Source organism: Microvirga mediterraneensis, assembly GCF_013520865.1.
In the GTDB taxonomy this organism is placed as follows: domain Bacteria; phylum Pseudomonadota; class Alphaproteobacteria; order Rhizobiales; family Beijerinckiaceae; genus Microvirga; species Microvirga mediterraneensis.
On the sequence record NZ_JACDXJ010000001.1, the window covers coordinates 4,369,789 to 4,389,062 of the forward strand.

General features: G+C 62.7%; 17 protein-coding genes. 5 read left to right on the forward strand and 12 right to left on the reverse strand.

Features of this window, described 5'->3' with window-relative positions:
* Nucleotides 1–11 precede the first annotated feature (11 nt).
* From mmsA to ytfQ, 7 genes are all read right to left on the reverse strand, one after another.
* On the reverse strand, nucleotides 12–1,541 hold the full coding sequence (gene mmsA, locus H0S73_RS20765; protein WP_181053923.1) for a multiple monosaccharide ABC transporter ATP-binding protein: 1,530 nt from the start codon (nucleotides 1,539–1,541) through the stop codon (nucleotides 12–14).
* Between the two features lie 197 nt (nucleotides 1,542–1,738).
* Nucleotides 1,739–2,782, reverse strand: coding sequence for a multiple monosaccharide ABC transporter substrate-binding protein (gene chvE, locus H0S73_RS20770; RefSeq protein WP_425488235.1), 1,044 nt, complete (start codon nucleotides 2,780–2,782; stop codon nucleotides 1,739–1,741).
* A gap of 308 nt (nucleotides 2,783–3,090) precedes the next feature.
* Entirely contained in the window at nucleotides 3,091–3,864 is a 774-nt protein-coding gene (locus tag H0S73_RS20775) for a FadR/GntR family transcriptional regulator (protein WP_343058425.1), read from the reverse strand.
* A 16-nt stretch (nucleotides 3,865–3,880) separates the two neighbouring features.
* Complete coding sequence (gene yjfF / locus H0S73_RS20780) at nucleotides 3,881–4,840, reverse strand: galactofuranose ABC transporter, permease protein YjfF (RefSeq protein WP_181053924.1); 960 nt, start codon at nucleotides 4,838–4,840, stop codon at nucleotides 3,881–3,883.
* On the reverse strand, nucleotides 4,837–5,841 hold the full coding sequence (gene ytfT / locus H0S73_RS20785) for a galactofuranose ABC transporter, ATP-binding protein YtfT (protein ID WP_181053925.1): 1,005 nt from the start codon (nucleotides 5,839–5,841) through the stop codon (nucleotides 4,837–4,839). Before ytfT ends, yjfF begins: the two co-directional genes overlap by 4 nt.
* Nucleotides 5,842–7,350: a galactofuranose ABC transporter, ATP-binding protein YtfR gene (gene ytfR / locus H0S73_RS20790; protein ID WP_181053926.1), complete on the reverse strand. Its 1,509-nt coding sequence runs from the start codon at nucleotides 7,348–7,350 to the stop codon at nucleotides 5,842–5,844.
* A 137-nt stretch (nucleotides 7,351–7,487) separates the two neighbouring features.
* The gene (ytfQ, locus tag H0S73_RS20795; RefSeq protein WP_181053927.1) at nucleotides 7,488–8,450 is read right to left on the reverse strand and encodes a galactofuranose ABC transporter, galactofuranose-binding protein YtfQ; all 963 of its coding nucleotides are present in this window, start codon (nucleotides 8,448–8,450) and stop codon (nucleotides 7,488–7,490) included.
* A gap of 164 nt (nucleotides 8,451–8,614) precedes the next feature.
* Here ytfQ and H0S73_RS20800 point away from each other — a divergent pair, with 164 nt between their 5' ends.
* From H0S73_RS20800 to H0S73_RS20810, 3 genes are all read left to right on the forward strand, one after another.
* Nucleotides 8,615–10,348 carry an IlvD/Edd family dehydratase gene (locus H0S73_RS20800; protein ID WP_181053928.1) on the forward strand — a complete coding sequence of 578 codons (1,734 nt, stop codon included), beginning with the start codon at nucleotides 8,615–8,617 and terminating at the stop codon, nucleotides 10,346–10,348.
* A 32-nt stretch (nucleotides 10,349–10,380) separates the two neighbouring features.
* Nucleotides 10,381–11,319 carry a dihydrodipicolinate synthase family protein gene (locus H0S73_RS20805; protein ID WP_181053929.1) on the forward strand — a complete coding sequence of 313 codons (939 nt, stop codon included), beginning with the start codon at nucleotides 10,381–10,383 and terminating at the stop codon, nucleotides 11,317–11,319.
* A 130-nt stretch (nucleotides 11,320–11,449) separates the two neighbouring features.
* Nucleotides 11,450–11,701 (forward strand): hypothetical protein, encoded by a 252-nt coding sequence (locus H0S73_RS20810; protein ID WP_181053930.1) that lies wholly within the window; start codon nucleotides 11,450–11,452, stop codon nucleotides 11,699–11,701.
* A 253-nt stretch (nucleotides 11,702–11,954) separates the two neighbouring features.
* Here H0S73_RS20810 and H0S73_RS20815 read toward each other — a convergent pair whose 3' ends face one another.
* From H0S73_RS20815 to H0S73_RS20830, 4 genes are all read right to left on the reverse strand, one after another.
* Nucleotides 11,955–13,070: an alpha-hydroxy acid oxidase gene (locus tag H0S73_RS20815; RefSeq protein ID WP_181053931.1), complete on the reverse strand. Its 1,116-nt coding sequence runs from the start codon at nucleotides 13,068–13,070 to the stop codon at nucleotides 11,955–11,957.
* Between the two features lie 127 nt (nucleotides 13,071–13,197).
* A complete protein-coding gene (locus tag H0S73_RS20820; protein ID WP_181053932.1) occupies nucleotides 13,198–13,551 on the reverse strand; it encodes a RidA family protein in 354 nt (117 codons plus the stop codon).
* A 32-nt stretch (nucleotides 13,552–13,583) separates the two neighbouring features.
* Nucleotides 13,584–14,690 (reverse strand): NAD(P)/FAD-dependent oxidoreductase, encoded by a 1,107-nt coding sequence (locus H0S73_RS20825; protein WP_181053933.1) that lies wholly within the window; start codon nucleotides 14,688–14,690, stop codon nucleotides 13,584–13,586.
* Nucleotides 14,691–14,809: 119 nt separating this feature from the next.
* Nucleotides 14,810–16,420: an ABC transporter substrate-binding protein gene (locus tag H0S73_RS20830; protein WP_181053934.1), complete on the reverse strand. Its 1,611-nt coding sequence runs from the start codon at nucleotides 16,418–16,420 to the stop codon at nucleotides 14,810–14,812.
* A 222-nt stretch (nucleotides 16,421–16,642) separates the two neighbouring features.
* On the opposite strand from H0S73_RS20830, the gene H0S73_RS20835 reads away from it, so the two are divergent.
* Both H0S73_RS20835 and H0S73_RS20840 read left to right on the forward strand, forming a co-directional pair.
* Complete coding sequence (locus tag H0S73_RS20835) at nucleotides 16,643–17,560, forward strand: LysR substrate-binding domain-containing protein (RefSeq protein ID WP_181053935.1); 918 nt, start codon at nucleotides 16,643–16,645, stop codon at nucleotides 17,558–17,560.
* 271 nt (nucleotides 17,561–17,831) lie between these two features.
* Nucleotides 17,832–18,608 carry an HpcH/HpaI aldolase family protein gene (locus tag H0S73_RS20840; protein ID WP_181054415.1) on the forward strand — a complete coding sequence of 259 codons (777 nt, stop codon included), beginning with the start codon at nucleotides 17,832–17,834 and terminating at the stop codon, nucleotides 18,606–18,608.
* Nucleotides 18,609–18,802: 194 nt separating this feature from the next.
* On the opposite strand, the gene H0S73_RS20845 is transcribed toward H0S73_RS20840, so the two are convergent.
* Nucleotides 18,803–19,201, reverse strand: a complete 399-nt coding sequence (locus tag H0S73_RS20845; RefSeq protein WP_181053936.1) for a hypothetical protein — start codon at nucleotides 19,199–19,201, stop codon at nucleotides 18,803–18,805.
* Between the last annotated feature and the right edge of the window lie 73 nt (nucleotides 19,202–19,274).

A 19,274-nucleotide genomic window follows, 5' to 3' on the forward strand; every position in this document is an offset into this window, starting at 1 on the left:
TCGTGTCCATCTCAGCGTCTCCCCGACTTCACGATGGCGTGCATGATCTTTTCCTGCGAAGCCTCGGCGATATCGAGCTCGGCGATCAGGGACCCTTCGTTCATCACATAGATCCTGTCGCACATGCCGAGCAGTTCCGGCATTTCCGATGATATCATGAGGACGCCCTTGCCGGCATCGGCCAGCCTGTTGATGATCGTATAGATTTCGTACTTCGCCCCGACGTCGATGCCGCGGGTCGGCTCGTCCAGGATCAGGATCTCCGGATCGGAGAAGAGCCATTTGCTCAGGACCACCTTCTGCTGGTTGCCGCCCGAAAGGTTCACCGTTTCCTGGAAGACGTTGGAGGAGCGGATCCGCATCTTGGCGCGATAGTCGTTGGCGACCGCCAGCTCCTTGATGTCGTCGATGACGAAGTTCTTCGAGACGCCCTCGAGATGGGCGAGGGTCACGTTCTTGCGGATGTCCTCGGCAAGGACGAGACCATAGGTCTTCCGGTCCTCTGTGGCATAGGCGATCCCGTTGGAGACGGCCTTCTCCACCGTGCTCACGTCGATCTCCTTGCCGTGCAGGGTCACCCGGCCGGAAATGTTCTGGCCGTAGCTGCGGCCGAACAGGCTCATGGCGAACTCGGTCCGCCCCGCCCCCATCAGCCCGGCGATGCCCACGATCTCGCCGCGCCGGATGTTGAGATTGACGTTCTTGACCACCTGCATGTGGCTGTGGAGCGGGTGATAGGCCGACCAGTTCTCGACCTGGAACATGGTCTCGCCGATCTTCGGCTCGCGCTTCGGATACCGGTCCTCCATGGTGCGGCCGACCATGCCGCGGATGATGCGGTCCTCGCTGACGGACTCGGCCCGGCAATCGAGGGTCTCGACCGTGCCGCCGTCGCGCAGGACGGTGATGGAATCGGCGACCTTCGAGATCTCGTTCAGCTTGTGCGAGATCAGGATCGAGGAAATGCCCTGCTCCTTGAACCGGAGCAGCAGGTTCAGCAGCGCATCGCTGTCCTTCTCGTTCAGGCTCGCGGTCGGCTCGTCGAGAATGAGGAGCTTCACCCTCTTCGAGAGCGCCTTGGCGATCTCCACGAGCTGCTGCTTGCCGACGCCCAGGTTGGTGATCAGCTCGTCGGGCGATTCTTTCAGGCCGACGAGCTTGAGCAGCTCCTTCGTCTTCGCGAACGCGACGGACCAGTCGATGACGCCGAACCGGGCCTGCTCGTTGCCGAGGAAGATGTTCTCCGCGATCGACAGGAGCGGCACGAGAGCCAGCTCCTGGTGGATGATGATGATGCCGAGCTTCTCGCTGTCGGCGATGCCCGAGAAGCGCCGCTCCTGGCCTTCGTAGACGATCTCGCCGGAATAGGAGCCGTGCGGATAGACGCCGCTCAGGACCTTCATCAGCGTGGATTTACCGGCGCCGTTCTCGCCCACGAGGGCGTGGATCTCGCCGGCCTTGACCGTGATGTTGACGTTGTCCAGCGCCTTCACGCCGGGAAACGTCTTGGTGATCCCCCGCATCTCAAGGATCGCATTCATCGCATGACCTCAGGCAAGGAGCCTTCCAACGCATCGTGCGGAAAAGTGGACCCGGTTTTCCGCAAAGAACGATGCGCTCTTCAAAGAATGGAGCATCGGATCCGACCCCAAAAGTGGGTTCCACTTTTGGGTCCGATGCTCTGGAAATGAGCAAGGACCCTGCGCGGGCGCGCAGGGTCCATCTTTGAGACGGTCGCCTACTTGAACTGGTCTTCCTTGTAGTAGCCGCTGCCGACCAGGATTTCCTTCCAGTTCGACGCATCGACGCTGACCGGCTTCAGCAGGTAGGCCGGGACCACCTTCACGCCGTTCTCGTAGGTCTTGGTGTCGTTGACTTCCGGCTGCTTTCCGGAGAGCACCGCGTCGACCATGTTGGCCGCGACCTTGGCGAGCTCGCGGGTGTCCTTGAACACCGTCGAGGTCTGCTCCTTGGCGAGGATCGACTTGATGGAAGGCACTTCCGCATCCTGGCCGGTGATGATCGGCATCGGCTGCTTCGGCGTGCCGTAGCCCACGCCCTTGAGCGACGAGATGATGCCGATGCTCAGGCCGTCATAGGGCGAGAGAACCGCGTCGACGCGCTTGTCGGTGTAGAAGGCGGACAGGAGGTTGTCCATGCGGGCCTGGGCCACCGCGCCGTCCCAGCGCAGGGTTGAGACCTTGTCCATGCCGGTCTGGCCGCTCTGCACCTTGAGCTTGCCGCTCTTGATGTAGGGATCGAGCACGGACATGGCGCCGTTGTAGAAGAAGTACGCGTTGTTGTCGTCGGGCGAGCCGCCGAACAGCTCGATGTTGAACGGGCCCTTGCCCTCCTTCAGGCCGAGCGCCTTCTCGATGTAGCCGCCCTGGAGCACGCCGACCTGGAAGTTGTCGAAGGTGGCGTAGTAGTCGACGTTCTTGGAATTGCGGATCAGGCGGTCATAGGCGATGACCTTGATGCCCTTGTCGGCGGCCTGCTGCAGCGCGTCGGACAGCGTCGTGCCGTCGATGGCGGCGATCACCAGCACCTTGGAGCCCTTGGTGATCATGTTCTCGATCTGCGACAGCTGGTTCGGGATGTCGTCTTCCGCATATTGCAGGTCGACGTTGTAGCCCTTCTCTTTGAGCACCTTGACCATGTTGTTGCCGTCGTCGATCCAGCGCGCGGACGACTTCGTCGGCATGGCCACGCCGACCGTGCCCTTATCCTGCGCCTGCGCGGCGCCGAGCAGGCCAAAGGCTCCAAGAGCCACGGCCGCCATTGTGGTCGTGAATGTCTTCAAGGTCGTTCTCCCTCTCGTCCATGCCCGGAACGCCATCGTCGCGCCCGGCGCATATTCAGCATTCTTCATTCCAGGACCGGGTTCGGCGCGGAAATAGGGCCGATCGGGCCGTCTGTTTTGACCTCATGATAAAGGCAGGGTACCCTCCGGGGAACAGCCCCGCATCTCCGCTCAGGACCAAGTGTTAGGCCTCTCCCGGCTGCCAATATATCATACTATAATACTATTCTAACCAACAAGGCTCCCTTAGCGAGCTACAGCTTTCGGCGTATCGGGTCGCCGCTCCGTCACTCCACTTCCGAGAAGGCGTGGATCTGCACCGTCGCCAGCGCGCTCTCCGCATGCTTGATCCGAACCCGCTCCGCCGCCTGCAGGATCAGCCCCGACATGGCCTCGCTCGCAGCCGCCGGACTGCGCTGCTCGATGGCATCGAACACCGCCTGATGCTGCCGCATCACCTCCCGGAAGCGGTCGTCGCTGGAGACCGGGGAGCTGATCGTGAACGAGGTCGCCAGGGCTGCGCCGATGACCGAGCCGATCGACTGCAGGAAAGGATTGGCGGAGGCCTCCAGAATGGCTTGGTGGAAGGCCAGGTCCGCCTTGGTGAAGCCCTGCCGGCTGCTCTCGCACTGGTACATGGCCTGGAGCGCCCGGCTCATCACCGCGAGCTGCTCCGGCGTCCGCCGCAGGGCGGCGGTGGCGCAGGCCAGAGGCTCGAGCATCTGCCGGATCTCGAAGAGCCATCCGAGGAAGCGCGCGTCGACGCCCATCTCGAGATGCCATCCGAGGATATCGGCATCGAACATGTTCCAGTTGTTGCGGTCGAGAACCTTCGTGCCGACCTTCGTCTTGGACTCGATCAGGCCCTTGGCCGCGAGCGTCTTCAACGCCTCCCGAAGCGCCGTCCGAGAAACCCCGTACAGCTCCATCAGCTCCGCGTCGCCCGGCAGGGTGCTGCCGATGGGGAAGCGGCCCTGCATGATGTTCTGGCCGATCCCATGGGCAACGAGATCATGGGCTGATCGCGCTCTCGCAGGCCTCTGGATACCGTTCAGCAACACCTTTCCTCCCTTTAGCCTACCGTGTTCGAAGCGACGCCGCCGACAGGCCGCGCTGCAGCACGATGAAGGCGAACAGCAGGGCCCCGATGGCGATCTTGGTCCACCACGAACTCAAGGTCCCCTCGAACGTGATGTAGGTCTGGATCAACCCCTGAATGAGCACGCCCGCGAGCGTGCCGATGATCGTCCCATAGCCCCCCGTGAGCAGGGTGCCGCCGATGACGACCGCCGCGATCGTGTCGAGCTCGACGCCGGTCGCGGCCAGGGAGTAACCCGCAGAGGTATAGAAGGAAAAGACGATTCCGGCCAAGCCCGCCAGGAAACTCGACAGCATGTAGATGCGGATCGTCGTTTTCCGTACCGGCACCCCCATCAGCTCCGCCGAGGTCCTGTTGCCGCCGAGCGCATACACATTGGCGCCGAAGCGGGTGAAATGCGCCAGGACGATTCCGACCGCGAAGGTCAGCAGCATCACCATGGCGATGAAGGTCAACCGCCCGCCTCCCGGCAACCCGAAGGCGATGTCCGTGATCTGGCCATAGGCCGGCGCGTTGATCGGGATCGAATCCGTCGTGAGCACGAAGCACAGGCCCCTGGCCAGGAACATGCCCGCCAGCGTGACGATGAAAGCGGGGATCTGGAAGGTGTGGATCAGGAAGCCCATGCCGGCCCCGAACAGTCCCGAGATCCCCAGGACGAGGACAAAGGCAAGGTACGGGTTGAGCCCGTGTTTCTCGATGGTGACGGCGAGGAACACGCCTGTGAAGGCGATGACCGAGCCGACCGAGAGATCGATGCCGCCGGACAGGATGACGAAGGTCATGCCGACCGCCACGATGCCCAGGAAGGCGTTGTCGGTCAGAAGATTGCCGATCACCCGGGTCGACGCGAAACTCGGAAACTGCGCGAGGCAGATCAGGTAGCCGACGACGAAGACGGCGAGCGTGATGAGAACCGGGAGGTGACGCCTGATCATGCTCTTGCCTTCCAGACGGAGCGGACGGCCGACAGAACGGGCGACTGGGCGAGAAGCACGGCGAGCACCACGATGGCCTTCACGATGAGGTTGTATTCGGGCGGGTAGCCGCTCAGCAGGATGCCCGTGTTCATCGCCTGGATGATCAGGGCTCCGACGACCGAGAGACCGAGGCTGAAGCGCCCGCCGAACAGGGACGTGCCGCCGATCACCACGGCGAGGATCGCATCGAGTTCGAGCCAGAGGCCTGCATTGTTGGCATCGGCCCCGCGGATGTCCGCCGTCACGATCAACCCGGCAATCGCCGCGCACAGGCCGCACCACATATAGACCGCGATGGTCACGACCTTGGTGCCGATGCCCGCATAGGCGCTGGAGCGGACATTGGCACCGATGGCTTCGATGAAGAGCCCGAGGGCGGTGTAGCGCACGATGACATGCGTGACGATGAGCATCACGATGGCGATCACCACCGGCATCGGCAGCATCAGGAAGGAGCCGCCGCCGATGGCCGCGAAGCCCTCGCTCACGAAGGTGATGATCTGCCCTTCGGTGATCAGCTGCGCGAAGCCGCGACCGGCCACCATCAGGATCAGGGTCGCCACGAAGGGCTGGATTTCGAGCACGGCGACGAGGAAGCCGTTCCACAGGCCGCAGGCGAGACCGATCCCGACGGCGGCGGCGAGCGCGGCGGGCAGCGGATAGCCCTGCGCGGTCAATGCCGCGGCCATCGCGCCCGCGATGGCCATGACGGCGCCGACGGAGAGATCGATGCCTCGCGTGGCGATGACGAGGGTCATGCCCAGCGCCAGAATGGCGACCGGCGCGCCGCGGTTCAGTACGTCGATCAGGCTGCCGAAGAGCCGGCCGTCCTGCAGGCGCAGGGCGAAGAAGTCGCGGAAGACGAGCCAGTTGACGAGAAAGACGATGAGGAGCGCGGCAACCTGCGGAAGCCCCTTGGGAAGCGTGCGTGGAGCACCGGCCTGAATCATTCCGCTCATTCAATGGCCCGCGATGGTTGTCATGATGGTATCGGCGCTCACTTCGGATCCGGAGAGCTCCCGCACGTGCCGCCGGTCGCGCAGGACGACGATCCGGTCGCTATAGGAAGCGATCTCCTCCAGTTCCGACGAGATGACGAGAAGGGCGAGACCGTCTTCGCACAGGCGCTCGATCAGGCGGATGATCTCCGCGTGGGCGCCCACGTCGATTCCGCGCGTCGGCTCGTCCAGGATGAGGAAGCGCGGCTCGGTGGCGAGCCAGCGGGCCAGCAGCGCCTTCTGCTGATTGCCTCCCGACAGGAGTCCGATGGGCTTCTCCGCATCCGGCGTGCGGATATCGAGTAGTTTGATGAAGCGGTCGGCGATCTCTTCCTGCCTGCGTCGCGGGATCAGGCGCAACCAACCGCGCTGTGCCTGGAGGGCCAGGATGATGTTCTCGCGCACGGACAATTCCGCCACGATGCCTTCCGTTTTGCGATCCTCGGGCGTGAACCCGAACCGCAACCGGGCGGCGTCGCGCGGCGTGGCGATGCGCACGGGCCTGCCGTCGACGAAGGCCTGTCCGCTGTCGGCCCGCTCGATGCCGAAGACCAGCTTGGCCGTCTCCGTCCGGCCGGAGCCGAGGAGACCGGCAAGCCCCACCACCTCGCCGGGGCGCACGGCCAGATCGAACGGCTCCAGGAGGCGGCGCTTGCCGTAATCCTCGAACGCGACGAGCGGCTCTCCCGTGACGGCCTTTCGCTGGTTGCGATGGAGCGCTTCCGCCGCAAGCTCCCGGCCCAGCATCATGGAGACGAGCTCGATGCGCGGCAGCGCGGCGATGGGGCGGGAGCCCACCAGACGCCCGTTGCGCAGAACGGTGATCCGGTCGCAGACAGCGTAGACCTGATCGAGGAAATGGGTGACGAACACGATGCCGATCCCGCGGCTCTTGAGGTCTCTCAGGATCTTGAACAGCGTCTCGACCTCGTGCGCGTCGAGGCTCGCGGTCGGCTCGTCGAGGATCAGGACCTTGGCCGAAAGATCGACCGCGCGGGCGATGGCGACGATCTGCTGGACGGCCACCGAATAGGCGCTCAATGGATTGGCGACATCGATGTCGAGACCGTAACCCGCCAGAAGCTCTTGGGAGCGTCTGCGCATCTCGCCGGTCCGCACGAGCCCGAAGCGGTGCGGCTGACGGCCGATGAAGAGGTTCTCCGCTACCGAAAGGTTCGGCAGGAGATTCACTTCCTGATAGACGGTTCCGATGCCGAGCGAGAGCGCGTCGGCGGGATCGCAGGCCTCGATGTCCTGACCGTCGAGGCGGATGGTGCCGGCATCGCGCTTGAAGACGCCGGTCAATACCTTGATCAACGTGGACTTTCCGGCACCGTTCTCGCCGAGCAGGCCGTGGATTTCACCCGCATGCAGGGTAAAATCCACGTGATCGAGCGCCTGCACGCCCGGAAAGCCTTTCGTGAGGCCTCGGATCTCGAGAAGCTGAGGCTGCTCTGTCGCTGATGGCATCCCGTCCTCGCTGGCCTTCAGAGCATCGGACCCGAAAGTGGGCCGGCTTTTCGCTGAAATGGCCCTTGCGAGTCCGCCCGATGCGTGAAGCAAAACAGCAGGCAATCTCTCGCCTGCTGCCTCAACATATCCCGATTTCAGTAGAGATCCTTGCGCTTGTCGTACTCGGCCTTCGCCGTGTCAGGCATGAAGACCTTGGACTCCGTCTGGATCCACTTCTTCGGCATCGTGCCGTCCTTCTTGTAGGCGATGAGCGCATCGAGAGCCGGGCCTGCCATGTTCGGCGTCAGCTCGACCGTGACGTTCGCCTCGCCGTCGGACATGGCCTTGAAGATATCCGGAACGCCGTCGATGGAAACGATCTTGATATCCTTGCCGGGCTTCAGGCCCGCTTCCTTGATGGCCTGGATGGCGCCGATCGCCATGTCGTCGTTATGGGCGTAGACGGCGCAGATGTTCTTGCCGCCGCCTTCCGCCTTGATGAAGCTTTCCATCACTTCCTTACCCTTGGTGCGGGTAAAGTCGCCTGATTGCGTGCGGACGATCTTCATGCCGGGATTGGCGGCGACAACCTCGTCGAAGCCCTTCTTGCGGTTGATCGCGGGGCTCGATCCCACCGTGCCCTGCAGCTCTACCACATTGCACTTGCCGCCGGTTTCCTTGGCGAGCCACTCGCCGGCCACCTTGCCCTCATAGACGGTGTCGGACGTCACGGCGGTGAGGTAGAGGGAATCGTCCTTGGTATCGATGGAGCGGTCGAGCAGCACGACCGGGATCTTGGCATCCTTGGCCTCTTTGAGAACCGCGTCCCAACCGGTCGATACGACCGGCGCGATGAAGATGGCGTCGACGCCCTGCGCGATGAAGGAGCGGACTGCGCGGATCTGGTTTTCCTGCTTCTGCTGCGCGTCGGAGATCTTGAGGTCGACGCCGCGCTTCTCGGCCTCGAGCTTCGAGACCTTCGTCTCGGCAGCCCGCCAGCCGGATTCCGAACCGACCTGCGAGAACCCGATGGTCATTTTGTTCTGGGCATAAGCGACACTTGAAGACAGCATCAGTGCAGCCATGCCGATCGTCGTGAGAAGATGACGGGCCTTCATGAGCATTCTCCCTAAAATTGTCGTTGCTCTTCGACTTAAGCAGCCTTAACAGCCGACTATTAGTAGTATTATATGATTCGAATTGAGCGCCTATTCAACGAAAGTCGCGCTCCAATGCGGCTCGCTCAATCAGACGATACAGAGTTTCAAGGGCAACGAGAGAAATGACCGAAGAGAAGAAACGCCAGCTTCGCAGCCAGGCTTGGTTCGGGCGTCAGGATAAGATGGGCTTCTATTATCGCTCCTTCCTGAAGAACAGCGGCTTCCCGCAGGACCAGTTCGAGGGCCGCCCGGTCATCGGCATCTGCAATACCTGGTCCGAACTGACGCCCTGCAACGCGCATTTCCGCACCATTGCCGAGCATGTGAAATACGGCGTGCTGGATGCCGGCGGCTTCCCGCTCGAATTCCCCGTCTCGTCTCTCGGCGAAGTGACCATGCGTCCGACGGCCATGCTGTTCCGCAACCTGGCGGCCATGGACGTGGAGGAGGCTATCCGCGCTCATCCTCTCGATGGTGTCGTGCTCCTCATGGGTTGCGACAAGACAACCCCTGCCCTGCTGATGGGCGCGGCCTCGGCGGACCTGCCGACCATCGGCGTGTCGGGCGGCCCGCAGCTGCGCGGCGTCTATCGCGGCAAGTATATCGGCTCGGGCACCAACATCATCTCCATGAGCGAGCAGCTGCGCGCCGGGGAAGTGACGCTGCAGGAGTTCCATGAAGCGGAAGGCGGCATGAACCGCTCGGCCGGCCATTGCATGACCATGGGCACGGGCTCCACCATGGCGTCCATGGTCGAGGCGCTCGGCGTCGGCCTGCCGGAGAATGCCGCGATCCCCGCAGCCGATGCGCGGCGCAACCACCTCGCGCGCATAGCGGGGCGGCGCATCGTCGAGATGGTGAACGAGGATCTCGTGCTGTCGAAGGTGATGACGCGCGAAGCCTTCGAGAACGCCATCCGCACGCTCGCCGCCATCGGCGGCTCGACCAACGCGGTCGTGCATCTTCTCGCGATTGCCGGACGCGTGGGCATTGATCTGACGCTCGACGATTTCGACCGGCTCGGTCGCGACATCCACTGCCTCGTCGATCTCATGCCCTCCGGCCGCTTCCTCATGGAGGACTTCTATTATGCCGGCGGGTTGCCCGTCGTGCTGCGTACGCTCGGCGAGCGCGGTTTGCTGCACAAGGATGCCCTCACGGTCAACGGCAAGCCGATCTGGGAGAACGTGAAGGACGCTCCGTGCTGGAACCGCGAGGTGATCACCACCTTCGAGGAGCCCTTCAAGCCGGAAGCGGGCATCGCGATCCTCAAAGGCAATCTCGCCCCCAACGGGGCCGTCATCAAGCCGTCCGCCGCCTCGCCGGAGCTCATGCAGCACACCGGCCGCGCGGTCGTGTTCGAGACCATCGAGGAATTGCACCACAGGATCGACGACGAGGATCTCGACATCGACGAGACCTGCATCATGGTGCTGAAGAATTGCGGACCGAAGGGCTATCCCGGCATGGCCGAGGTCGGCAACATGCCGCTGCCGCAGAAGCTCCTCAAGAAGGGCGTCCGCGACATGATCCGCATCTCGGACGCGCGCATGTCCGGCACGGCCTACGGCACCGTAGTGCTGCACGTGGCACCGGAAGCCGCCGCCGGCGGCCCCCTGGCACTGGTGCAGAACGGCGACATGATCACGCTCGATGTCGCGGCGCGCAGCCTGCATCTTCACGTCGAGGCCGAGGAAATGGAGCGTCGTCGCGCCGCCTGGGTTCCGCCCGTCCCGCATGCCGATCGCGGTTGGGCCAAGCTCTATATCGACCATGTCCTGCAAGCCGACAAAGGCGTCGATCTGGACTTTCTCGTCGGACGGACAGGATCGCCCGTCCCACGCGACAATCACTGAACGCGACATCGTCATTTCTGAAAGGAGAAAACATGTCCTTGTCCGGCACTCATTCCACGCGTCCGTACCGCGGCGTCTTTCCGGTGGCTCCAACGATCTTCCATGACGATGGGACGCTCGATCTCGAAGGCCAGAAGCGCGCCATCGATTTCATGATCGAAGCGGGTTCGGACGGCCTGTGCATTCTCGCCAACTTCTCCGAGCAGTTCCTGCTGACCGACGAGGAGCGCGAGACCGTGACGACGACGGTGCTCGATCACGTCGCCGGACGGGTTCCGGTCATCGTCACCACCAGCCATTTCTCGACCGAGATCTGCGCCGACCGCTCCCGGCGGGCGGAAGCCGCGGGCGCCGCCATGGTCATGATCATGCCGCCCTTCTTCGGCGCGACGCTGCGCGTGTCGGAGGCCGGGATCTACGAGTTCTTCCGCAGGGTTTCGGATGCCATCGCCATCCCGATCATGATCCAGGACGCCCCGATGGCCGGCACCTTCATGTCGGCTCCCTTCCTGGCCCGCATGGCCAAGGAGATCGCCAATGTGTCCTACTTCAAGATCGAAGTGCCCGGCACGGCGGTGAAGCTGCGGGAACTGATCGCGCTGGGCGGCGATGCCATCGAAGGTCCCTGGGACGGCGAGGAGGCGATCACCCTCATGGCCGATCTCGATGCCGGCGCGACCGGCGCGATGACGGGTGGAGCCTATCCGGACGGCATCCGCCAGATCATCGATCCCTACATGGCCGGCAACAAGGAAGAGGCCGCCGCAGCCTACGAGCGCTGGCTTCCGCTGATCAACTACGAAAACCGGCAGGGCTGGCTGCTGGCCGCCAAGGTGCTGATGAAGGAAGGCGGCGTGATCCGGTCCGAGGCCGTGCGCCATCCGTTGCAGCCCCTGCACCCGGAGATCCGCAAAGGCCTGCTCGAGGTCGCCCGCCGGTTGGACCCGATGGTGCTGCGCTGGGGCCGCTGACCAGCCTCGAAGTTTGACGCGAGCGCCGCAGCCGCAAGGCCGCGGCGCTCTTCTCTTTTCAGGATCTGCGCATGATGGAAAACCAGCCGCGCGAGACATATATGGAATGAAACCCTACGAGATACCCTCCATGCCCGAGACAGACGAGCAGCCGGACGACGAGTTGGAAGAGCTGAACGGTAGCAAGCGTATCAATTTCCGCGACTATCCGAGTTCCGGCTTGGTCGTGATCGCCGCCCTCAGCTCGGGCCTGGGGTGGATGATGTACAAATGGCTCGGCAAGAAGCGGAAGGCCCGGAGCGGCACATCGACCGACGATGGAGCAGCCCCAGGTTCCTCCCGAGAAACGGGACCGTCGGGGGACCGGAAGCCTGAGCCGTGATACCCCTGCCCTGGAACGTGCTGTAGCGCACCGCCTCCTGAGACGCAGGAGATTACCTTAAGGAACCATCAGGAGGTTCCTATGGCTCATTCGGCGGTCTCCTTCGTTCTCGGCATCATCGCCCCGGTGGCCCTGGTCGGCTGGCTGCTCGTGCTGCATTGACGGCCCGCTGGTTCTGCCTGCATCGAGCGGCTATGCCCCGTTTTCTGGGATGCGCTTCGTTCGCCCCGCCTCCCCGAGCTACGCACATATTCTAGCGTCCTGTATCCAACTCGGGTCGATAGAGAACCGCCTCGCTCAGATCCTGGACCCGGGAGCAGCCCAGATGGCCCAGCGTCGTCCAGAACTCGCGCTGCAGGAGTTCCAGGGTCCGCCGGACGCCGTGCTCGCCATCGGCCGCCAGGCCAAGCGCAATGAGGCGGCCAAGCGCGACCGCATCCGCGCCCAATGCAAGCGCCGTAGCGATGTCGCTGCCGCGCCGGATGCCCGAGTCGAAGATGATCGGGACATCTCGCCCCACTGACTTCCGGATGGACGGCAGGACGTCCAGAGCTGCGGGCGTGCGGTCAACCGTGCGGCCGCCGTAATTCGAAACATAAAGCCCGACGGCACCGGCATCGAGCGCCGCATGGGCGTCCTTGACGCTTGTGACGCCTTTGACGATGCAGGGAAGAGGCGCACGGGCGATGACGCGCGCGGCCTGCTGCCAGGTCCAGCGCGGCTGCGTGAACTCCAGCAGTTCGACGAGAGAAGCCGGGTCCGACCGTCCCGGCCCGAAATTGGCGGAGCCGCTCTCGCCCCGGATGGAGAAGCGGTCCTCCATCATCCGTTCCCGCCATTGCCTGATGGGCGAATACGTGACGCAAATATACTTGTAGCCCGCGACTTTGGCCCGCTCCATGAGACCGACGGCGGCATCCTCATCGCCGACGAACGTCATCTGGAAGATCGATGCCACGGACGAAGCGGCCGCGATGTCCTCGAGCGGGAACGATGCGGCTACCGGAACCATCTGCTGAATGCCGACTGCTTCGGCCGCACGCCCGATGGCAACGTGTCCGCCGGGATGGAATGCGGCCTCGCCGCCGAACGGAGCGATGAAGGCGGGAAAGCTCAGATCGAGCCCCAGAACATTGGTTCGTGTATCGGGGTTGCTGATCCCCGCGAAAAGCGGAGTGACAAACCGATGGCGGTCGAACGCTGCCGTATTGTCCCTGAGAGTGACCTCGTCGCCGGTGCCGCACCAGAGATAATTCCACTCGACTTCCGAGAGATGCCTCTGGGCATCGCGGTGGATCCCACGCAACGTGGTGTATTTCTCGTTGGTCGCGTAGCGATCGTCGATCCGGCTGGTCTTCGTCTCGGTCATTATCGGCATCCCAGGGTCCGGCGGGATCGCGGCAGCAATCCTTGGGCGATGAGTTTTGCGTGGAGTGCCTGCGGGCGGAGAAACTGCCCGCAGGCCGATGTCATTGCTGCACAAAAGCCAGCTTGCGCTATCGCGCGGCGGTGATGATCACCTCGATCAGGCGATTGGGATCGCCGAGGCTCGCAATGCCGATCGTTGCCCGCGACGGGAGGTCGTCCTCCGGAATCCATTCGAGCCACGCCTTGTTCATCTCTTCCTTCTGCGACATATCGCTGAGGTAAATTCGGGCCGCGAGGATCTTCGTCTTGTCGGAACCAAGCTCCGCGAGGAACGTGTCGAGCTTTGCGCAGACTTCCCGGGTCTGATCCGCCATGCCCTTCGACAGGTCGTTGGCTGCATGCCCACCGAAATAAAGCACGCCGTTATGCTCCACGGCGCCATGCATGATCTTGTGTTTCCGGTGACGGATGATGTCGGTCATTGGATGTCCTTTGATTGTGAATGGAACGTCGCTCACGCCGCGGCGGGAGCGTAGGGAGCCGTGTCGGTATCCGGCGTCTCACCCATGCAGATCTGGGCCAGCAGGCGGCCAGCATAGGGCCCGATGGTGAGGCCGGCCGCCCCAAGGCCGTTGCCGATGACAAGGCCGTCGATGCCCGCAACGCGACCAAGGATGGGTTTGTAGCCGTCGCCTGCGGGCCGGAAGCCGATCCGTGTTTCGATGATGGTGCCCGAGGCCAATCCGGGCGCAATCGCGAGGCCCGCATTGAGAACCTCGGCCTGGCCGCTGGCCGTGACCCGATAATCGAACCCGGTATTGTCCTCCCGCGTTGCGCCGATCACGACACGGGAATCGTCGAAGGCCAGCATGTAATGGCTGGTCATAGGGAGCAGGACGGGCCAAGAGCGTGTTTCCGCCCCCGGCAGGCGCAGGTGGACAATCTGGCCCCTTTGCGGACGGACAGGATGCTCCAATCCGAGAGGACGCAGGATCTGTGAGGCCCAGGCGCCCGCCGTGACGACAATCTCGTCCGCTTCGACCGGGCTTCCGTCGCTGCGGATGCCGTGCACTCTTCCGTCCCGCAATTCGAGCGACACGTGATCGTGCCGAAGCACGGCGCCCGCCGCGACGGCCGCACGGGTCATGGCCGCGGCGAGAAGCCTGCCGTCGACGCGAGAGCCTCCGGGAATGTAAATGCCGTCGAGATCCTCCCGCAATGGCGGGGACAGCCGCTTCGCTTCAGCGGCCGATACGCGCCGCACGTCTCCCGCCTCGGGTGCATGGGCGATGCGCGATTGGATTCTCTGATCCGCCGCATCCAGTTCCCGCCGGTCCTCGGCGACGACGAGCGTGCCGACGCGCCCGTATCCGAGATCGGTTTCGCCACGCTGCGTCAGGCCCTCGACCAGTTTTGCGTAGTAGCGCGCTCCGGCGGCATAGAGAGCGTACCATTCCGGATCGGTGACCTTGGTGGCCCAGGGGCAAACGATTCCCGCGCCGGCCAGGGTCGCCTTGCCCTGATGAACCTCGTCGAACACCTCGACTTCAATGCCGCTCATGGCAAGATGATAGGCGACACTGGATCCGAGAATCCCTGCGCCGATCACGACGACACGCATCTTCAAGCTCCGCATGAAGGAAAAGCCTTGCGCCGGGTTCTGGACCCGGCCCAACGGCAGGAAAGATCGACGGGGAGGAATCCTTCAGTCCTCCCCGCCCAGTTCTGAGAAGGATCGTTCTACGGCACCGTGACGCCCGAGAAGCGGCTGGTTCCGAACACGGCCGGGACGAAACCCGAAACCGACTTGTTGACGGCGAGCAGCGCCGACGAGCTGCCGAACAGGATCGCCGGAACCTCGTCGTTGAACACGACCTGCGCCTGCTTGTAGAGGTCGGTCCGCTGCTTCTGATCGGTGATCTGACCGGCGCGCGCGATCAGATCGATGAAGGTCGGGTTGCACCATGACCCAATATTCGACGGGCTCGGTTTACCCTGCGAATTACAGGTGAAGTAGTTGTTCGGGATCTGGCTCGGATCCGGAAAGTCCCAGATGCCGCCGAACATCGCGGTCTTCGACTCGCCCATGCGCGCGCGCTTGACGTACTCGCCCCATTCGTAGGTCACGATTTCCGCCTTGACGCCGATCTTGGCCCAATCCGCCTGGATCAATTCCGCGGCGCGGCGGCCGTTCGGCATGTACGGACGTGTGACCGGAAGCGCCCAGATCTGCGTTTCGAAGCCATTCGAATATCCGGCCTCGGCCAGCAGCGCCTTGGCCTTCTCGATATCGTATGCATGTCCCTTCAGGTCGGCATTGTGCCCCCAGAGCGAGGCCGGGATGAGAGCCCCCGTCACCGCGCCCGTGCCCTCGAAGACGTTGTCGACGAGGCCCTTCATGTTGATGGCATGGGCAAGCGCCTGCCGGACGCGCTTATCCTGGAAGGGCTTCTCCTTGAAGTTAAAGGCGAGGAAGCCGGAGGATGCCACGGGCGTTTCAGCAAGGTTGAGCTTGGCACTGGCCTTGATCACCTCCCGGTCGGCCGGGCTCGGCGCGTTGGCGATGTGGCATTCTCCCGCCTGCGCGCGCTGCAGCCGGACCGGCGCGTCCACCGTGATCGGCATGATGAGATCGTCGACCTTCGGCGTCCGCGACGGATCCTTCGCCTTCTCGCCCCAGGTATCGTGGAAGGCCTTGAACCGCACGGCCGCATTGGTCTGATACACCTGCATCTGGAACGGGCCCGTTCCGATCGGCTGCAGGTCGAGCTGCTCAGGCGTTCCGGCCTTGAGCAGTTGATCGGCATATTCGGCGGAGAGGATAATCAGTGACTGGTGGGACAGGATCCCGATGAAGGGCGCCAACGGTTCCTTCAGCGTGAACGCGACCGTGTGCTCGTCGATCTTCTTCACCGCCGTCAGGACATCCGCGAGCTTGGTGTTGAAGGTGATGTAGTTCCCGCCATTGACCTTGGCGTAGGGATGGTCGGCCTTCATCATGCGTTCGAAGCTGAAGACCACATCGTCCGCGTTGAAGTCACGGGACGGTTTGAACGCCTTGTTGGACTGCCACTTCACGCCTTGCCGCAGCTTGAACGTATAGGTCTTGCCGTCCTCCGAAACGGACCAGCTTTCGGCGAGGCTCGGCTCGAGCTCCGAACCGCCGGCCTTGACCGAGACGAGTTGATCGTAGATCTGGCCGGTCACGATGCTCGTGGTCGCATTGCTGGTCAATTGCGGATTGAAGGTCTCCGGGCTTCCTTCGATGCAGACGACGAGACTGCTGCTCAAAGCAGGCGACGCGGCGGATATCATGATCGCCAACGCACCTACCGAAATTGCTGATTTCATCACGTTGTGTCCCCTTTGGATATTGTTGCCGCAGACACACCGGACGAGCCTCTGGCGCGCTCCTTCCAGAAGGGCAGCTTCTCATGACGCCAGTCATCCGACCGCCTTGCCCGCAGTTCTTCCGAGGATTAGAGGAGCCCATAACATGATTGTCAAATTGCTTTTCTGCCGTCCATTATAACCGAAACTCATGGACCAGAGAGCAAGCCTGAGAACGTTGTAATGAACATCAGACAGATAGAAGCGTTTCACGCGTTCATGGAAACCGGTTCGGTGACGCATGCGGGCGAGAGGCTCGGCATCTCGCAGCCTGCGGTCAGCAAACTGCTGAAGGGCTTCGGTGAGAGCTGCGGCTTCAAGCTCTTCATGCGCAGCAACGGCCGGCTGGTTCCGACCCTCGAGGCCCGTCTCGTAGCCGCCGAGGTGGAGAAACTCATCGCCGGCACCGAACGCATCGAGCGCGTGGCGGCAGCCGTGCGAAACCGAGAGTGGGGACAGGTCACGATCGCGGCGCTTCCGGCGTTGGCGTCGCGCTATCTGCCGCGAGCCCTTTCTCCTTTTCTGGCCGAGCAGCGCGACCTGCGCCTGACGCTTCAAAGCAGGGCCTCGCCGCGCATCGCGGAGCTTGTCATGGCGCAACAGGTGGATATCGGCCTCAGCATCCTGCCGTTCGACCACCCGGACGTGACAGCCGAGGCGGTGATCCGCTTCGACCTGATGTGCTTCCTGCCGGCGCAACATCCGTTGGCCGAGAAGTCCACCATCGGCGTGGAAGATTTGCGAAACGAGTCATTCATCTCTCTCGAACGGGACGATTGCTCCTTGATGACGATTGATCGGGCATTTCAGATGCGCGGCGTGCAGAAGCGAAATCGGATCGAGGTTCCCATGTCCGAGACCGCTTGCAGTTTTGTCGCGAATGGCATCGGGGTCTCCATTCTTCCACCCTTCGTCGGAATGGATTATCCGCCCGACCAGCTGGTCCGCCGTCCGCTCCTGCCGAAGACCTCGATGGATATCTGGCTTCTGACATCCAGTCGCCGTCCTCTATCTCTCGCGGCGCAGCAATTGACCGAGTTCATTCACACGGCCCTGGCGTCCTTTCAGCAGCCCTCACCCGCCTCATCGCCAGAGCAATGATGCCCCGCGCGACGCCCAGGATTGATGAGCAAGACAATGCGGCAGCATGCCGGAATGCGAATGGGACCTGCGGCTTGTCCTGACCACAGCCAAGGGCTTTGGGCTGAACCTTGAACATTCATGGTGAACAGGAAACGCTTCGAGACAGTCGAGGTGCGGGATAGGAACTCCGGATGATCCGATTAATAACTCCGCATTTCTCCTGGGCATACGCCTGTCGTTTCCATGTATAACAGGCACGGCGACAAGCCAGACACAAGGGTGACCGATGATGGACCTTCAGCGCAATGTTTTCAAAGCCGCTCTCAAGAACAGGCAGTTGCAGATCGGACTCTGGAGCAGCCTTTGCAGCAATATCGTGGCGGAGATCATTGCTCATAGCGGCTTCGATTGGATCCTGCTCGACATGGAGCATTCCCCCAACGAAGTCCCGGGAATCCTGAGTCAACTCCAGGCCCTTGCAGGCGGCACCGCCACTCCCGTCGTGCGTCCGGCCTGGAACGATCCTGTTCTCATCAAACGCCTCCTCGATATCGGCGCGCCGGCTGTTCTGATTCCCTTCGTGCAGAACGCGCGGGAAGCAGAGCAGGCGGTTGCCGCCTGTCGTTATCCTCCGGCAGGCATTCGCGGGATCACGTCGGTGGGCCGCCCCAGCGGCTATGGACGCTTGCCCGCTTATCTCAAGCAAGCGGACCGGGAAACCTGCGTCCTGGTGCAGATCGAGACGTCGGCGGCGTTGAGAGAGCTGGAGGCCATCGCAAGCGTTGACGGAGTTGATGGCGTGTTCATCGGCCCCGCCGATCTGTCAGCATCTCTGGGGCATATCGGCAACCCGCAGCATCCTGAGGTTCAGGCTGCCATTCAAGATGCCGTGCGACGGCTCCAGACCGTGGGAAAGCCTGGAGGCATCCTTGCACCGCGTGAGGCGGATGCACGCCGCTACATCGAGTGGGGTTATGAGTTCGTTGCCGTCGGATCCGACCTGGGACTTCTCGTGAAAGGCGCTGATGATCTGGCGACCAGCTTCAAGCCTGTCTCTTCGGAATAAACCCTGGCAGCCATTTCAAAGGACATACGGTTGTCCGGAACATCGCTGACGCATGCATCGGCTCAAAGGATGAAGCCACTCGTGGACGCATCATGCGGAGCGGCAATGCCGCTCCGACCGCAAGTCCACTCTTTTGGGTCCGGCGCCCTCGCCTATGGCTGCGCGCGAACGCTATGTGCGCCCCTCAAGCAACCCTACTCACGCTCGACCTGCATGTCGTTGGTCTCGAACTGCATTTGATAGGGTGTCCGCGTCCGTTCGTAGGTGGCCTCGGCAACAGTGTCGGGCTCAAGCGCCTCTTCCGGTTCGGCATAGACCGGCCGCTTTTGTTCCTTGCAAAAATTCTCACAAATGCTTCGGGTCGCCCGGCGATTGCTCGCTTCAATGCGCTTGTTGAATTTCTCTTGCTGAGCAAGCCAGTTGCCTTGGTGGTCAGGCTCGCGAGCGCAAGCGAGGTTTGCCACGAGAAGGCTGGCGATCGCCAGCAAGATTGATTTCAGTCGCATCATCATACCGCCAACGATCACCCTGCCGGGCATGGTGTCCGAGCTTGTCGCATCATCACTGTGATTAAAATGGAAAAGCTGGATCACGAACGACCCTGGAGTCGAAGCGAGGTGACTACAAAGTATGACACCCCCATCGTCCGTTCACAGCGCATCGCGC

What these genes read in the sequence shown, in the direction of transcription:
- H0S73_RS20825 (WP_181053933.1), bottom strand. Translation starts at nt 14,690, where the DNA reads ATGCGTGTCGTCGTGATCGGCGCAGGGATTCTCGGATCCAGTGTCGCC.
- H0S73_RS20805 (WP_181053929.1), top strand. Translation starts at nt 10,381, where the DNA reads ATGTCCTTGTCCGGCACTCATTCCACGCGTCCGTACCGCGGCGTCTTT.
- chvE (WP_425488235.1), bottom strand. Translation starts at nt 2,782, where the DNA reads ATGGCGGCCGTGGCTCTTGGAGCCTTTGGCCTGCTCGGCGCCGCGCAG.
- H0S73_RS20800 (WP_181053928.1), top strand. Translation starts at nt 8,615, where the DNA reads ATGACCGAAGAGAAGAAACGCCAGCTTCGCAGCCAGGCTTGGTTCGGG.
- H0S73_RS20820 (WP_181053932.1), bottom strand. Translation starts at nt 13,551, where the DNA reads ATGACCGACATCATCCGTCACCGGAAACACAAGATCATGCATGGCGCC.
- H0S73_RS20835 (WP_181053935.1), top strand. Translation starts at nt 16,643, where the DNA reads ATGAACATCAGACAGATAGAAGCGTTTCACGCGTTCATGGAAACCGGT.
- H0S73_RS20840 (WP_181054415.1), top strand. Translation starts at nt 17,832, where the DNA reads ATGGACCTTCAGCGCAATGTTTTCAAAGCCGCTCTCAAGAACAGGCAG.
- ytfR (WP_181053926.1), bottom strand. Translation starts at nt 7,350, where the DNA reads ATGCCATCAGCGACAGAGCAGCCTCAGCTTCTCGAGATCCGAGGCCTC.
- ytfQ (WP_181053927.1), bottom strand. Translation starts at nt 8,450, where the DNA reads ATGAAGGCCCGTCATCTTCTCACGACGATCGGCATGGCTGCACTGATG.
- H0S73_RS20815 (WP_181053931.1), bottom strand. Translation starts at nt 13,070, where the DNA reads ATGACCGAGACGAAGACCAGCCGGATCGACGATCGCTACGCGACCAAC.
- H0S73_RS20830 (WP_181053934.1), bottom strand. Translation starts at nt 16,420, where the DNA reads ATGAAATCAGCAATTTCGGTAGGTGCGTTGGCGATCATGATATCCGCC.
- ytfT (WP_181053925.1), bottom strand. Translation starts at nt 5,841, where the DNA reads ATGAGCGGAATGATTCAGGCCGGTGCTCCACGCACGCTTCCCAAGGGG.
- yjfF (WP_181053924.1), bottom strand. Translation starts at nt 4,840, where the DNA reads ATGATCAGGCGTCACCTCCCGGTTCTCATCACGCTCGCCGTCTTCGTC.
- mmsA (WP_181053923.1), bottom strand. Translation starts at nt 1,541, where the DNA reads ATGAATGCGATCCTTGAGATGCGGGGGATCACCAAGACGTTTCCCGGC.
- H0S73_RS20810 (WP_181053930.1), top strand. Translation starts at nt 11,450, where the DNA reads ATGCCCGAGACAGACGAGCAGCCGGACGACGAGTTGGAAGAGCTGAAC.